Origin of the sequence: Epilithonimonas sp., assembly GCF_036780765.1 — a bacterium.
In the GTDB taxonomy this organism is placed as follows: Bacteria; Bacteroidota; Bacteroidia; order Flavobacteriales; family Weeksellaceae; genus Epilithonimonas.
In genome coordinates, this window is the sequence record NZ_DAIQCG010000004.1 from 150,713 (window position 1) to 166,679 (window position 15,967).

A 15,967-nucleotide genomic window follows, 5' to 3' on the forward strand; every position below is an offset into this window, starting at 1 on the left:
AAGTACTTAAACCAAAAAAAATTCAATCTATTATAATTGACTTCTATAATTAGCTAAATCGAATTATTCATAAACGGAAATTCTAGAATTGGAATTTAAAAGACAGAATATTCTTTACAATATTTGAATTATTAAAATTCTTATTATTTTGATGTTAATAACTACAATTTTAATAAACTACAGATTTTGTAAAGATTTTTATTATTGTGTAAATGTTTGAATTATATTTTATTACAAAGATTATCTCAACTAAAATATAATTAATGATTTTTAAGAGTTAATTGTTGCAACAATGTTTTTAATCTCTATCTAATAACTTTCAGTATAACTTTTTCCACAATTGTCAATATCTAATACATTTAATCAACTTTATAAACAATTACAAAAGCAAACAGTTGTATTTCAATATTTTAAACAAAATTTAGTTAGTTTACAAAAGTAAATTTATAATATTTATAAATGTAATTAAATTTAAAATAAAATAGATTACATTTGTAAAATGGATTTCAATGATAGATTTACAAAAGTTATCGAATACTCTGAACTAACTCCTGCTGAATTTGCTGAAGAGATTGGTGTACAACGGTCAAGTATTTCGCATATTATTTCTGGTAGGAATAAGCCTTCTCTTGATTTCATCACCAAGATAAAATCTAAATTTCCAGATATCGAATGGGATTGGTTAATTAACGGAACTGGCGAAATGCTTATTAATAAAGAAGAAATTACCATTCCGATAACTGAACCGGAACAAAAGAAAGCTGTAAAAAAATCTTTGCCAGATTTATTTTCATTAATAAATGATGAACAGTTTGGACAAATAGAAACTGAGAAGCCCGAAAATCAAAACTCACGAGATTCTAATATTTCTTTACCAATTACAGAAAAAAATAAAATCTCCGATTCTCAGCGATTAGAGAATTTTGATAAAAAACAAGAAATTCCTGCAAAAAAAATCAGACGAATTGTATTTTTCTTTGAAGATGGAACTTTTGAAACTTATGAAAATTAAATATTATGTTAAATGAGAAATAAATCTTTAATAATCTAAATAGCATAAGCTGCTTTATTCTCAAAAACATTCATTCCGGTCATACGATCTTGCTTATAGATAATTTCGACTGAAAAACATGAGATTTCGTACAGTACAAATTTTAGCTCATTCACTGTGCGCTGTTCTCTGATATGACCTTCTTTTTTAGCCATCTCAATTTGCTCATAATCCGGAAGATTTTTAAAATCGTAGAAAGATATTGTCATAACATTTTTATTTAATAGTTCTTACTTTCCACTATACAATTTGTTGACCAAAATCTATTTTTGATTTTAAATTTAATATTAGAATTAGTAATTGTTGATAATTCCGCAATCTAATTAGATTTTAAAAATGTAAGAGATCGTTTTAAATTTCTATATTGTAAACTAACCTTCTGCCGAATACCTTATCCTAATAGAATATTTTATAGCAGTTGTGTCATTAATAATTATTTTTCTAACTTGTTGATAGCCTTCAACATATCAATTCCTTTTCCTAAAAGCGGTTTGAAAAGATCACCTTTTTCTTTCAGTCGGTCTAAAGAATTATGGATATTAAAATCTGTTGGTTGCAAACCATTTTTTACTTCTTTCCACTCTAAAGACATGGAAACCGGCGCACCATTTTTTGGTCGGAGACTGTAAACACTTGCCAAAGTTTGTCCACGTCTATTTTGAAGATAATCGAGATAAATTTTGTTTTTTTCACGTTTCTCTAGACTTCTTTCCAACGTTGTCAAATCAGGTAATTTTTGCTGAACCATTTGCATCAGAAGATGCCCGAAATTCTTGACTTGGTCATAAGTATATTTCGCATTCATCGGAATGTAAATGTGAATTCCCGAACTGCCCGATGTTTTAGGATAGCCATCAATTCCGGATAAATCCAAAATTTCTTTCACAGCCTGAGCAGTTTCTATAACGTCTTCAAATGTATTTTTTTCAGATGGATCAAGATCTAAAACGAGATAGTCAGGATTGTCCGCTTTTTTGATTTTACTCGTCCAGATATTGAGTTCGATGCAACCGAGATTGTTGAGATAAGCCAACGTTTCCTTGTCGTTACAGATAATGTAATTAATATATTTATCAGAACTTTCCGAGAAAACTTTCTGTGTTTCTATCCAATCCGGCGTTTCTTCTGAAGCATCTTTTTGAAAAAAACTCATTCCATTAATTCCGTTGGGATAACGGTTCATAGATTGCGGACGGTCTTTTAAATGCGGAAGAATATATTTTGAAATACTTTGGTAAAACTCGATCACATCCCCTTTTGTAATACCATCATCTGGAAAATAGATTTTATTTTGATTGGTCAATTTCAATTCCTGTTTTCCGATTTTCTTTATCAAATCCTCTTTTTCTGTTCTTTTCTTAGGTTCAGCTTTTCTCATTTCTTCTTTTTTGGATGGTTTTTCAGAATTAAATGTTACATCATCAGGTTCTATATCCTCACGAAGTCTAAGGAAAATCGGATGGCGGTAAAGGTGATCTTTTGTAACTTCTGTGAACTTAATTTCAGCTACCAGCTTAGGTTTTATCCAAGTCGCTTTCGTATTGGTTTTTGGTGTGATTTTGAACACTGAATTTTTCGTAATTAAAGGCTTCATTTTATAGTAGATATCAGAAAGTAATTGATCATTGAAACCGACGCCTGTATGACCACAAAACACCATTTCGCCATTCAGGTATTTTCCCAAAATCAATGCACCAAATTTCTTTCTAGAGCCTTTTGGTTCGGTAAATCCGCAAATAATGGCTTCATCACTTTTATGGATTTTAATTTTCAACCATTCGGAACTTCTCAGATTTTCTTTGTAAAGACTGTCTGTTTTTTTAGCAACTATTCCTTCCAAACCTAAATCTTGGGCTGCTTGAAAAAACGCTTTTCCATTCTCTAAAATATGCTCACTGAATTTGATGACTTCATTTTCCACCAAAGCGTCTTTCAACAATTCTTTTCGTTGAAGATAAGAGAGATTTTCTGTTGAATGGCCATTCAGCCACAACAAATCAAAAACCTGAAAAGTCAATGCAAGATTGGGATTATCACCTATTTGCTGTAACCATTGGAAGTTAGGTTTTCCTTTAGCATCGTAGGCCACAATTTCACCATCAAGAACCATGTTGTGATCCTGCAACTTGAGCGAATTGGTTACTTTTTTAAATTTCTGAGAGAAATCAATTCCGTTTCTAGAATATAATCGGATTTCGTCTTTGCTCAAATCTGCAATGGAACGATAACCATCCCATTTGATTTCGAATGCCCATTCTTGGTCATCAAAGGGTTTATCAGAAACTTTGCAAAGCATAGGTTTGATAAACTCTGTTAATTTTTTAGCACCGGAAAGTGCAGGTGTATAATTTTTGAAATGCTTTATGCCTTCGGATGAATTATTTTTTTTTTTACTGTCTTTCTCAGCGAGATAAGCGGTTACTCTGGATGTTTTTAGCGTATGTTCTTCTGCATTGTAATTTTCATCAACAGCAAATTGGTCTTTATGTTTGATAAGAAGCCAGGCATTATCATCTTTAGGGTTTTTGATTTTAACCAAGGCAAATTCTCCTTTGAGTTTTTTACCGTGAAGAATGAATTTTAATGATTGTTTATGAAGCTCCGCACGCATTATCAAATCGTCACTTTTTCCGGATAACTTTTCAATGGGTTCATAAGTTCCTTCATCCCAAATCTCCACTTCACCGGCACCATAATTACCTTTTGGAATGGAACCTTCGAAAGTCCTGTAAGAATAGGGATGATCCTCAACCATCATTGCCAATCGCTTGTCAGACGGATTAAGCGACGGACCTTTTGGAACTGCCCAGCTTTTTAAAACGCCATCCATTTCCAGACGAAAATCATAATGAAGTCGAGAAGCAGCGTGTCTCTGAATGACGAATTTCAGTTTTTTACTGCTCGCTTTTTCCTTTCCTTCTGGTTCAGATGTTTCTTTGAAATTACGTTTTTTATTATAATCTTCTAAAGCCATTTCCGAGATATTAGTTGTTATCCGACTTTCTTTTTACTCTTTTCCAAACTCGCTTTCAACATAGCCATCAAATCAGTGGCTTTGCTTTCCGTTTCTTTTACTGCCGCTAACTTGACTTTTTTACCTTTTGCTTTTTGTTTGATGATTTTCAGGAGGTCTGCGTTGTATGTATCTTTATATTTTGAGGGGTCAAATTCTGTTGCTAGAGATTTTATCAATTGCTCCGCCATTTTCAGTTCTGCAGGTTTTGGAGCACTTCCTGTTGGGATTTTCAAATCTTCATAAGCTCTCATTTCCTCAGGGTAGCGCATTCTGTTAACCATTAATATTTTGTTTTCATAAGGTCGGATAAGACAAAGGATTTCTCTATCTCGTAGAACAAAAGAACCTAATCCTGCCATTTTTGTTTTGATTAGAGATTTGAGTAGTAATTTATATGCTGATTCTCCATTTTTCTGAGGTTCTAAAAAATAAGGTGTTTCGAAAAGAGCCGTATCCACTTCTGATTCTTTAACGAATTGATTGATGGAAAGTATTTTTGATTTCTCGGGACTTGCGGCTTCAAAATCTTTGTCTTCCAAAACGATATATTTATCTTCGATTTTATAACCTTTTACGATATTTTCCCAACCCACTTCCTTGCCCGTTTTTTCATTGACACGTTTGAATCTGATATTGCTTAAATCTTTGCTGTCCAACATATCCAAATCCAAAGTACTGGAGTCAGTCGCTGAATATAATTTGATGGGAATATTTACAAGTCCAAAACCGATGGCGCCGTTCCAAATTGCTCTCATAATGGTAATTTTAATTAGATAAAAAGAAAGAAGTCTTTATGTTTCCACAACAAACATTCCATTTGTATGCACTAATAAAATTTTTTTAATATTATTCATTTAAATGCAGTCTGACAATGATATTTGCCAAAATGCTACTATAAAAGAAGCAACAGAAACAGGTAAAAAACTTTATTGAAGGGTTCTAAAGGTACAGTTTGGCTTTACAGCAGAGAAGAAAAAATTGATCTAAGCACTATTAATTGTGTCACCTATGTGTTACCCAATAAAAACAAAAAACACTTACATTTCCGTAAGTGTTTGATTATTAAAGTGATCCCACCTGGAGTTATTTAGATATTTTAAAAACTTTAGCATATATTTGTATTTGATAATCAGTATGTTATGAACATGTTTGTATGCATTGAAGTATGAATTAATATACTTTTATTACCATATAATCCCCCTTTCACTCCCCTATTAAAATTAGTACAAATGAGATATTACTTTGAATTACGAAAAGATAAAATCAACCAAAATGGATTGATTCCATTACGGTTAGTAATAGCCAACGGAAGGTATAAAATTAGAAAAAATTTAGGAATCAAGACTATGTTAAATGATTGGAATAATGATCTGCAGATTATTACAAACTTTAAACAAAATCCCTTTTACCAAGATTATGAAAACTATAATGAAATCATTAATAAGGAAAAGAAAAAGCTTGACAAAATATCTGCATTTTTCAAGTATAATGAAATAGCGTTTACGGAAACTTTATTCAATGAAAAATATAATGATGATCGTGATATTAAGGTCACTATAGGATTTTTTGATGCTTATGATGAGTATATTAAAGTCTCTAAGCTAACAAAAACAAAAGGTACAATAACCAAATATGGTACTGTGAAAAATTTTCTGATTGCTTTTGAAAAATATATGAAGTTCGAATTGAGGCTGGATAATATTGATTTTCAATTTGAGGAAGCATTCATGGATTACTGTTTTAATACCAGGCAGACATTAAAATAATTATTATGCTAAAATCGTGAAAACATTGAAATCATTTTTGAATTGGGCATTTGAGAGAGGATATCACAGTTCTTTAAAATTTAAAAAGCTTGTCGCAAAAGAAGCTGAAATTGAAGTGGTATACCTTACTTCGGAGGAGCTAATGCTTCTTTATAACTACACATTTGAAAACAAATCTTTAGATAGAGCCAGAGATATGTATTGTTTGATGGCTTTCACAGGACAACGACATTGTGATATTTATGACTTAACTGATGTTTCGGTCAATGGTGATTACCTGACCTTTACAGTTAAAAAAACAAAAACAGTTCAGCATCAAGTATTTTTAACACATTTTGCTAAGCAATTGATAGAAAAGTATGAAGATACTATCTATTATCCTATACCTAGGTTATCATCACAAAAATTGAACGAAGCTATACAGAAATGCTGTGAGGAAATCGGTTTAACAGAGGAAGTGCAATTAACACGCTATTGCGGATCGAAACGATTTGACCAAACATTTCGTAAATGTGATATCATTACAAGTCATACAGGAAGAAAAACTTTTATCACCAATAGCCTTTTTCTAAACATCCCGGAAAGGATTGTAAAAGCACAGACAAATTCCAAAGATGAAAAGAGTTTTAGAAGATATTTGAAAATTTCAGAACAACACCACAAACGTGAATTAGACAAATGGAACATTTTTGCAACTGAATAGATTACAATCTAGTTAATTCCAAAATGATTATAGTAAAAATTACTTTTAGCCAAATTGTGACAAAGTATGCATATATAAGTCATTTTGATAATACAAAATCTTAAATTTTGAATTTTAAATCAAATAAAAAAAAGAAAACATGGCTAAATTTATTAAAGATGGTTTACCATCAGGTTCAGAAAAAGAATTAAATGAAAAGATTATTACAGAAGATATTTTACTCCCTACTACTTTCCGCCACCAGAAGATCAAATGCGTCAGAAAGAAGTTGCAGAAATGTTCAGCACGACAGTTCAAACAATTATCAATTGGTCCTTAACAGAAAAGATACCGACTTTCAGAATTGGTAAAACTCCTATATATTCAAGAAAGCTTCTCATCTATATTGCGAGGAATAACCGTAAACTGGTAAAACAGTAGTGTAAACGGGTATTTTCCAATTTTGCCTCTTTGAAATGAATTTTTATTTTAAGATTACAACTTCACTTTTGTTAATTATATTTAGTTAATTGACTGACCTTAACTCAGCTTTATATTTAGAGGAAATTTTCATACATCTCCTCCCATTTTCACCAATATAATTTCGTTTAAAAAATCTAAATTCCCAATTCTTTCCAGAATCATTATTTACTTTTATTAAATGAAAAATCCTTGTTTTAGAAGACGAAAAAGAATTATCGCAATCGATTATGTTGGAATGGGAAGAATCAGCGGTTCCGAATCATTAAATCCGATGTCCAAACCATTAATTTTTGTTATTAACCAAGAATTTTACAAGCAAGTCAAAAACAAGATAAAATTTTCACTGGCCTTGAGTTTTATAAATCAGAAAGAAGAAACTCCTTTAGAAAATAAAATTGCTAATCAGAAAGAATTAAGATTTTATAGCAGACTTTCCCAAAGTTTCAACGCTGGAAAACTGAAAATCACGCCAACATTTCGTCAGGAATTCAGAAAATTTTTCGTTGGTGATGGATTGGAATAAGCCGAGTCCTTTTCTTTCTGAAGCCGTTTCAGAGTACAGTTAAGTATCAATTTGAACAGCCAGGAATCAAAAAAAATTATCTTGAGCAACGAACAACTATTTTCTGTTGACAAAAGCCATGAAACCAAGAACTGGAGCCAAATTAAATATAATGAAAGGAGGTTTATGCTCTATTATTCTGTTTCGCCTAAAAATTCTCCAGTTATGATAAACCTTGGTTATATGAACAATCTGGTTGGAGGTATATATCCTTATAATGCAAGTTATATCGCGTTAGATATTATTTTGAAAAATCCTTTTACAGAAAAGTGAGAATAAATCATCACCTGATTATTACATAGAAAGTCCCTATATAGTATTAGTGAGTGAAGAGACAAAAATGCTTATAAGACCAACTTATTTGTTTAAAATCAATTTTTATCTTTATCTAAATCAATAAATTAAAAAATTCCATCTTGCGTAATGAATTATAAAGCAGCCTATGTAAGAAAATAGGGAATAAACAGCTTGAAATAATAATAATAATAATAATAATAATAATAATATATTTAAAGCAATTTTATCTAATAAAAAAGCCTCCTCTAAAGGAAGCTTAAAGAAAATAATATATACTTGATTGTGAGATCAATTTTTTTTAATAGCCATCATTTTGAATTAGATTAGGATTAGCAGTGATATCAGATGACGGAATAGGAAATATATTAAACTTAGCGTCTAGAGCTTTACCTCCCTGAGCATTGCCTTTCCAGCTCCACAGATAATCTGCAGTTGTAAATTTGTTGAAACGAATTAAATCTGTTCTTCTCAGAAGTTCCCAAGATAATTCTCTTGATCTTTCATCTAAAATGAAATTTAAATTCATATCTGACAGGGAAACAGCTCCATTCCCATTGTTGTAGGCCCTGTTTCTAATAATGTTCACATAATTAAGCGCATCGGAATTTTTACCTAATCTAATATAGGCTTCAGCTGCAGTCAAATAGGCTTCAGAAAGTCGGAACATTGGAAAATCCGTATCCACATAGGCCGCATCTGAACCTGCTACTCCATTTTTAGTAACATTTCTCCATTTTGTGAAAGCATAACCATCTTGGAAAGTACCAGGAAGTGCTGCAATTTCTTTTTTGTGACCGATGTTGAAGAACAATGCCCTGCTGTCATTTTTTGTGTATGCATTAATATCTGTAACTACAAAATTTTGATCCGATGATTGAAATTTATTGACAAATTCTGGACGAAGGCGAATATTGCCCCAACCACCAGCAATTCCCATATTCAAGTAATTGAGCATAGTTCCACCTGTCTGAGCCAATACGAAAAACGTTGTTCCTCCATACGTTTTGGATTGAATGCCATCCAAATTCAACGACCAAATAATTTCTGGAGATGTGTGGTTGTCTGCAAGGAAATTATAAAGATATTTCGGAGCAAGACTATAATGACTTTGGATTACTTTTTCTGCATATTCCGCTGCTTTTGCCCATTGTGGACTTTTAGTATAAACTTCAGCATTCAGATAAAGTCTTGATAATAGAAAATTAGCTGCTGTTTTATCAACTCTTCCGTATTCATTAGTTTCAGGAAGTGTTGTTTCAATTTCTTTCAATTCATTTTCTATATATGAATAAAGATCGGCTCTGGAAATTTGCTTTGGTAAAAACTGAGGATCTTGCTTATCCGCATCTGTCACGAATGGCACTTTACCAAAAGTATCCAACAAAACCCAGTAAGAATAAGCTCTCAAAAATCTGGCTTCTGCTCGGAAGTGTGCCACTTGCTGTTTGAAGTTGGAATCTGTATGACCTCTTTCCTGAAGTTTAGCATCAGTCGTTTGTCTTAGAAATTCATTTGAATATCCAATGATCTGATACAATCTGGCATAATAACCGTTCAGAATTGCAGTATTGGAATCCCAAGTATTGGTCGCCATTTGTCTTAATCCATTAGTTTGGGACCCCATAATCGCTTCATCGGTTGTCAAGACCTGAACATAGAAAGCCAATCTAACAAAAGCGCTGTAACCTTCGTCAAAATTGCTGATATCTGGATCTCCGGTTGGACCTTGCTGCCCGCTAAGACTTAATGCTGCATAACATTTAGCCAAAACACCTTTGTAGTTTTCCGGATTTGAATATACTTGTTCCGTGGTTACGATATTCGGGTCAATAGGAACTGTATCAAGGTCGTTAACACAAGAGCTTAATGTGAAAAGTGAAAATATTAGGGTTATATATATGCGTTTCATAATTGGTTTATTTGAAGTTTACATTAAATCCGAACAAGAAAGAGCGTGGTCTGGAATACATATTATTATCGATTCCAAGATAAACCTCAGGATCCAGTCCACTGTATTTGGTAATGACAAAAACATTTTGAACAGAAAGATTTACCCCCAGGTCAAACTTGTCACTGATTGTTTTGAAATTATGCCCAAGAGTAATATTATCCATTCTAAAAAATGATGCTTTTTCAAGGAAAAAATCTGAGTAAAGTTGCAGATTATCAAAACCTTGCTCCGCTGTGTAACTCAATAAATTGGAATAAGTTCCGTTTCCTGAAGTCGCTTTGGTCTTATAATCTTTAGATTTCACGTTGTTATAGACATAGTTCCCAAAATTAGCGTGACCATTGAAGCCGAGATACCAATTTTTATAGCTCACTTTGGAAGAGATTCCCATAAAAGATTTAGGCATCGGATTTTTATCTTTTACCAGTCCACCTTTATATTTTCCTTCGATTGGTTTTCCTGCTTCATCATATTCCTGCTGAAACAAATAAAAAGTATAAGGAGAAAATCCTACAGAATGTGTTTGGATTGTTCCAGCAGTTGAACCTGAAACGTTTCCGATATTCACACCATAATTTGGGCTATCAACAAGTGTTAGTTTTGTAATTTCAGATTTGTTAAAGGTAATATTAGCATCCAAACTCCATTGCCAATCGGTGGTTTTGACAGGAATTGTGTTTAAGGAAATTTCCAATCCTTTATTTTCCATTGAGCCGATATTCGTAAAGATCATATTGGTAAGGTTAGAACCTGCTGCTACAGAAATTTTATTCAATAAATCGTCTGTCGTTCTCTTGTAAACTTCCACAGAACCTGAAACTCGGTTCTTCAAAATTCCAAAATCCAATCCGATATTGTAAGTTGAAGTCGTTTCCCATTTCAGATTCGGGTCGTAACCGTTTGGTCGAATGGTCTGATAATATTGGTTTCCCAATTGATATAGTGCATTGGACTGGCTGAATGTGTAAGTCTGCATCCATTCGTAATCTCCACCAATATCCTGTTGGCCCGTTTTTCCATAACTTAATCTTAATTTCAAATCAGAGAAAAAACCATTGTCCTTCAAAAATGCTTCCTCATTGATTTTCCAAGCAAATGCAGCCGAAGGGAAAAGTCCCCAATGATTATCTTTTGAAAAACGGGAAGAGCCATCGTTTCTAAGTGTTCCCGTAAAAAGGTAACGGTCTTTGAAAGTGTAATTCAAACGGCCATAGAATGAAACCAAATAATATTCTGATTTGGAAATGATATTTTTATAAACTTTATTTCCCGTGATATTGGTCTGATTATCATCATAACTTTGCCAAAATTTTTGCCAAGAATAACCTCCCATCACATCTATTTTATGATTGGAAAATGTCTTAGTATAATTAGCATAAGCATCAAACTGATAATTATTTTTCTTTTGTTTGTAATTTTCCAACAAACCTTGCCCGTCATTTCCGATAGAAGTCCAAGCCAAAGGCGCATTATCAGGAACGAAAATATTGCCATCACTCTTTAAAATATCAAACCCTGAATTAAGGTTTAATTTTAAATCTTCAAAACCGTGAATTTTGTAATCCAACTGTATATTTCCGATTTGACGAATAACCTGAGATTTATCTTTTCTCAAATCAAGAACAGAAACAGGATTGGCACTTGCAATAGTGATCGGCTTTCCAGAAGCATCATTCCAAATAAAATAGCCTAAACCATATTGCGACGAATTGTCGTAAACCGGACGAGTCGGGTCAAATCCGACAGCTGAACTTGCAGGGTTAGAAATAAAATGATTGTTCTCAATACTTGGTTTATAATTAAGATTGATGTTCAAATGTTTATCAAAAAATGAAGGATTGATGGCCAAACTCGCATTCATTCTCTCATAGGAATTTTTCTTGATAATCCCTTGCTGATCCGTATAACCCAAAGACAAACGAAATGGAATTTCTTTAACAGCTCCTGTCATACTGAAGTTCTGGTCATTACTGACAGAAGTTCTGTAAATTTGCTTTTGCCAATCGGTGTTCTCCGTTCCAAGACCGTTGATAATCGTATTGTTTCCGGGATAATAATCCTTAATAAAGCTTCTGTACTCATCACCAGTTAAAACATCCAGCATCTTAGGATTATAGCTCACTTTTGTGTTTGATGAATATTGATATCTGGTCTTTTTACTGCCTTTTTTAGTTGTAATGATAATGACACCATTCGAAGCTCTGGAACCATAGATTGCTGTTGAAGATGCATCTTTCAGAACCGTATAAGTTTCAATATCATTCGGGTTAATCATTCCAAGAATATTACTGGATCCTGAGGTTGAAGAATTGTCAATCGCAATTCCGTCGATAACAATGAGGGGGTCATTACTGGCAGACAAAGATGAACCTCCTCTGATTCTTATCGTAGAACCTGCTCCGGGAGCTCCACCAGGAGAAATAATATTAACTCCGGCAGCTTTTCCCGTCAACGCATCTTGTGCCGAAACCGGACTTCCGTCATTCTCACTATCGATTTTAACGGTCGTAAGAGAGCCTGTTGCATCAGACTTTTTAACTTTCCCGTAACCGATGATTACAACTTCATCAATCTTTTTTTCCTGCACCGAAATAGTGTCTTTGGGAATGGGAAAATTTTCTGATTGTGAAATTAATTTGACACTGGTTTTTCTAAGAACAACTGTATTATTTTTTATTTCATATTCTATCGGATAGAATTTTTTGAGATATTTTAATGATGATTCCAAAGATGAATAATTGATTGCACTGTCATTCACAAAAACATCTTTGAAATCTGTGCTGGAATAGAGAAATGGGATCTTGGAAGATTTACTGAGCTTATCAAAAACTTTGATAATAGACACCCGATTCTCTTTTTTCATAGCAACCGGTGGTGTTTGTCCGGTTTGTCCATAAGCGATTGGAAGACCTGTGGCAACCAACAAGATTACAGACATTACTGTTTTTTTCATAAATTTGGGGATTAATTTGATTATACTTTAGCGAGTCGAATCATTTATTGCATCGATAACCGTCATTATCGGTGCTTTTTTATTTTAATTGTAATTGATTATCAGATTTTTTTTCAGCTTTAAGATTGAAAGGATAACAGATTGCGAACAAAACCTCATTCATATCACCCGAAAATGAACCTTTGATTTTCTTTTTCGCATATTCCTGAGGATAATCTATTTTAACATTATAAACCACTTCCAATTCATTGATGATATTTTCAAAATTTTCATCCTCGAAAGAGAAATTCCTTTTCACATTTGCGACCACATAAGTTTGAGCTTGCTCTTTCATATTCTTGTTCCAAGATTCGTTTGGAAGCAGATAGGTGATTTTTCCTTGATGATCCAACTTTACTTTCCCTTCAAAAAGTTCTACTTTTTCTTTTCCACTTGTCTGGTCCAAGAAGAATTTAGTTCCTAAAACCTGTACTGTAAAACCTTTAGCATTGATTCTAAAAGGCTTGGTCTTATCTTTTGCAATATCAAAAGTTGCTTTTCCTGTAAATATGATTTCCCTATCAGTTTTCCCGAAATCGTTTGCCAGTTCCAATGTACTGTGAGGTTCCAAGACAATATTACTTCCATCAGGAAGGCTTATTTGTTTTGTAAAATCTGTACTTGAATAAAACTGAGACTGGACTTTCTCGACAGAAGTCGGCGAAGAAGGCGTATATAAAAGAACGCCAAATCCTGTGATTACCGCAGCTGCAGCAACCCAATATAATTTTTTGAACTTGTTACCGGATTTTATCTTACGTTGAATTCCAGCTTGGATTCGCTCATCGGTTTGCGAGTCCATTTGCTGATTCTCTTCAGCAACTTTTTTCCAGTTTCTTTTAAAATTTTCGTCTTCTGTGTGATTCATATTTAGTATTACGCAGGATTTTTTAATCGTCAACCTTTGAATCAAAGTTTTTTATAAATTTATTATCTATCAAAAATTTTAACTCAAATTATTTCTGAGAACTTGTCAAACTCTCAAGATAAACTTTCACATCATTCCATTGATAGTAAGGAAAAGTATTGGTTTTGATGGGAATGTGAACTTCATTTTCGTTATGAAGGAATTTTATCAAAACATCATTTTTCTTATTCTTATAAAAAATCATTTGAAGATTCGCAGCCATTGGCGCAACATCATAGGCATTCCAGACTTTGTAAACTTCTCTTGGATTGATTTCTTCCGCACCCATATTTTCAACATCCAAAAGAGCAAGCAATGGCGCAATATTCCCGTCGTGTCCAAATCTGAGAGACGCTCCTTTTTTATTATTTTTAATATAATCTTCAGCCTCTTCCAAAATATTTTTCACCAACGGAATGGCATTATTCTTCACCAATCCTTTACTCAAAGGTGATGCTGCATCATTGACATAAAATTGATAATTGATAGCCTGATAGATATTGAATATTTCTTCTTTCGTGAACAAATCATAGAATGAAATATCAGTTTCAAGATTCTGCATATCGCTTGCTATCCAGTAAAACGACTCAACCACTTTTTCAGGATTTACATTTTTGTAGATATAATCATCATTGTTAAACAGGTTTTTAATAAATCTATCCAAACGAACTCCATCTTGCTTGAATTTTCTTTTCTCTTCCTGCCAAAAACTATCTTGACTTTTGAAATCGATAGATTCTTTGGTGTGATGATTCAAGTACTTCATATACTTATCAGAAGACTCTATGCTGATTTGTAGTTTTGGATTATTCCCTTTTAACTCATTCGTAAAATAAGCCATACTAATAATACATCTTGGAACAACCGTAGATTTTGCAGTCACAATTGCATTCCCCTCGAATGCGTGCAGATTATTTTTGAACATCCTCTGAGAAATCTGCTGATGTTGCAATCCTCCTAACTCTGTCAAATCGCCATTATGACCTTCCGCAATCGTCCAAATTTTCTCGAGACGCTGCAATGCAGATTTTCCGGTTTCTGTCAAAGCATTATTGTCATTGGCTTTTTTCAAAACATCCATTACACCAGAAAAATCTTTATCATTGATAAGCCATCTGGAACCGTGACGACCATAATGACTTACATAAAATTCCTGATAGCCAGGCGGAACAGCCGTTAACTTGTTGGAAGGTTTGGGGTAAGCATAATAAACACCACCTGTTTTTGCAATGTCTGAGAAAATTTCTTCTTTTTTAGAAGTTTGTGCATTGTAAAGAAAAGTCGCCGAAATGACGAGCAGAATAGAAAATGATTTCTTCATTATAAACTTATTTTAGTTTCAGATTGATTTCTGTCTTACGATTAATTACGTAGACTTACCGAAATCGTCAACCTTAAAAAAGCTTTTTAATGAAAATCAATAGTAGAAAAAATAGATTAATATTGGTTTTTAAGATGTCAAGAACTTTATTAACGTGCTTTGCCACAGCATTTTTGGAAATACTACTTTCTTTGGCAATTTGAGAATAACTTAAACCATCAATTTTATGCTTTAGGAAAAGTGATTTGCTTTTTTCTGGAATAAGCTTCAGTAATTTTTCTGCTTGTTCAGATTGTGATTTGAATTCTTCCTCGTCATACTCATCTTTTACAATACTCAGATGAAATTCCTCATTGAAATCTGAGAAAGATAGCTTGTTTTTTCTGTAGAAATTAGCGATTTCCTGCTTTGCAGTTTTGAAGACAATTGCTTCTTTATTTTTATCCAAAGATTCTTTGTATTTCCATAAGTGAACAAAAATATCCTGTACAATATCTTCAACATCATCCTGTCCGTGAATATATTTTTTCACGAAAAAGAAGACCTGATTTTTGTAATCAGAGTATAGTTTTTCAAATAAGGATTCCAAAATGGAAATATGGTTTTAAGGTCTGGTTTCAAATATATCAAAAAAAAGCAATCTGAATAATTTGATTTAAAACGCTAAAAATTAAACAATTAAAATTAAACTAATGAATTTTAATTTCCTTTTTCAGGACTTTGATATAAACTAATTTCAAAAAATTTATCGGACTTGTTTTGAAAGAACAATAATTTTTGATTTGATATACATTCGTGATTTCTTCAGTACGACAAATAACATTTTAAGGAACTGATAATTTATAAGAAGAACGGTGCTGATTTGTGAATTACTGATTTCAAAAATTAACGCTAAAAATTAATAATTAAGTAAGAGAAAAATATGTCGATATTTTCTCC

General features: G+C 32.7%; 14 protein-coding genes. 6 read left to right on the forward strand and 8 right to left on the reverse strand.

Annotated elements, in window-relative coordinates; all coding sequences use genetic code 11:
• Positions 1-499 precede the first annotated feature (499 nt).
• Entirely contained in the window at positions 500-1,012 is a 513-nt protein-coding gene (locus V7P73_RS09225; RefSeq protein ID WP_333852926.1) for a helix-turn-helix domain-containing protein, read from the forward strand.
• A 35-nt stretch (positions 1,013-1,047) separates the two neighbouring features.
• On the opposite strand, the gene V7P73_RS09230 is transcribed toward V7P73_RS09225, so the two are convergent.
• The 3 genes from V7P73_RS09230 to ku all read right to left on the reverse strand — a co-directional run bounded on the left by V7P73_RS09230 (position 1,048) and on the right by ku (position 4,822).
• Positions 1,048-1,260 (reverse strand): hypothetical protein, encoded by a 213-nt coding sequence (locus V7P73_RS09230; RefSeq protein WP_333852927.1) that lies wholly within the window; start codon positions 1,258-1,260, stop codon positions 1,048-1,050.
• Between the two features lie 224 nt (positions 1,261-1,484).
• Positions 1,485-4,025 carry a DNA ligase D gene (gene ligD / locus V7P73_RS09235; RefSeq protein WP_333852928.1) on the reverse strand — a complete coding sequence of 847 codons (2,541 nt, stop codon included), beginning with the start codon at positions 4,023-4,025 and terminating at the stop codon, positions 1,485-1,487.
• Between the two features lie 17 nt (positions 4,026-4,042).
• Positions 4,043-4,822, reverse strand: coding sequence for a non-homologous end joining protein Ku (gene ku, locus V7P73_RS09240; RefSeq protein WP_333852929.1), 780 nt, complete (start codon positions 4,820-4,822; stop codon positions 4,043-4,045).
• Between the two features lie 474 nt (positions 4,823-5,296).
• On the opposite strand from ku, the gene V7P73_RS09245 reads away from it, so the two are divergent.
• The 5 genes from V7P73_RS09245 to V7P73_RS09265 all read left to right on the forward strand — a co-directional run bounded on the left by V7P73_RS09245 (position 5,297) and on the right by V7P73_RS09265 (position 7,833).
• Entirely contained in the window at positions 5,297-5,833 is a 537-nt protein-coding gene (locus tag V7P73_RS09245) for an Arm DNA-binding domain-containing protein (protein WP_333852930.1), read from the forward strand.
• Positions 5,834-5,858: 25 nt separating this feature from the next.
• Positions 5,859-6,536, forward strand: a complete 678-nt coding sequence (locus V7P73_RS09250; RefSeq protein WP_333852931.1) for a hypothetical protein — start codon at positions 5,859-5,861, stop codon at positions 6,534-6,536.
• Between the two features lie 191 nt (positions 6,537-6,727).
• Positions 6,728-6,886, forward strand: coding sequence for a hypothetical protein (locus V7P73_RS09255; RefSeq protein WP_333852932.1), 159 nt, complete (start codon positions 6,728-6,730; stop codon positions 6,884-6,886).
• A gap of 290 nt (positions 6,887-7,176) precedes the next feature.
• Positions 7,177-7,521, forward strand: coding sequence for a hypothetical protein (locus V7P73_RS09260; RefSeq protein WP_333852933.1), 345 nt, complete (start codon positions 7,177-7,179; stop codon positions 7,519-7,521).
• 81 nt (positions 7,522-7,602) lie between these two features.
• Entirely contained in the window at positions 7,603-7,833 is a 231-nt protein-coding gene (locus tag V7P73_RS09265) for a hypothetical protein (protein WP_333852934.1), read from the forward strand.
• A 322-nt stretch (positions 7,834-8,155) separates the two neighbouring features.
• Here the strand turns inward: V7P73_RS09265 and V7P73_RS09270 are convergent, their stop codons facing one another.
• From V7P73_RS09270 to V7P73_RS09290, 5 genes are all read right to left on the reverse strand, one after another.
• A complete protein-coding gene (locus tag V7P73_RS09270) occupies positions 8,156-9,766 on the reverse strand; it encodes a RagB/SusD family nutrient uptake outer membrane protein (protein WP_333852935.1) in 1,611 nt (536 codons plus the stop codon).
• A gap of 7 nt (positions 9,767-9,773) precedes the next feature.
• Complete coding sequence (locus V7P73_RS09275) at positions 9,774-12,761, reverse strand: SusC/RagA family TonB-linked outer membrane protein (protein WP_333852936.1); 2,988 nt, start codon at positions 12,759-12,761, stop codon at positions 9,774-9,776.
• 79 nt (positions 12,762-12,840) lie between these two features.
• Entirely contained in the window at positions 12,841-13,668 is an 828-nt protein-coding gene (locus V7P73_RS09280; RefSeq protein WP_333852938.1) for a FecR family protein, read from the reverse strand.
• 88 nt (positions 13,669-13,756) lie between these two features.
• Positions 13,757-15,028 (reverse strand): histidine phosphatase family protein, encoded by a 1,272-nt coding sequence (locus V7P73_RS09285; protein WP_333852940.1) that lies wholly within the window; start codon positions 15,026-15,028, stop codon positions 13,757-13,759.
• Between the two features lie 73 nt (positions 15,029-15,101).
• Positions 15,102-15,617 carry an RNA polymerase sigma factor gene (locus V7P73_RS09290; protein WP_333852942.1) on the reverse strand — a complete coding sequence of 172 codons (516 nt, stop codon included), beginning with the start codon at positions 15,615-15,617 and terminating at the stop codon, positions 15,102-15,104.
• Positions 15,618-15,967: the final 350 nt, after the last annotated feature.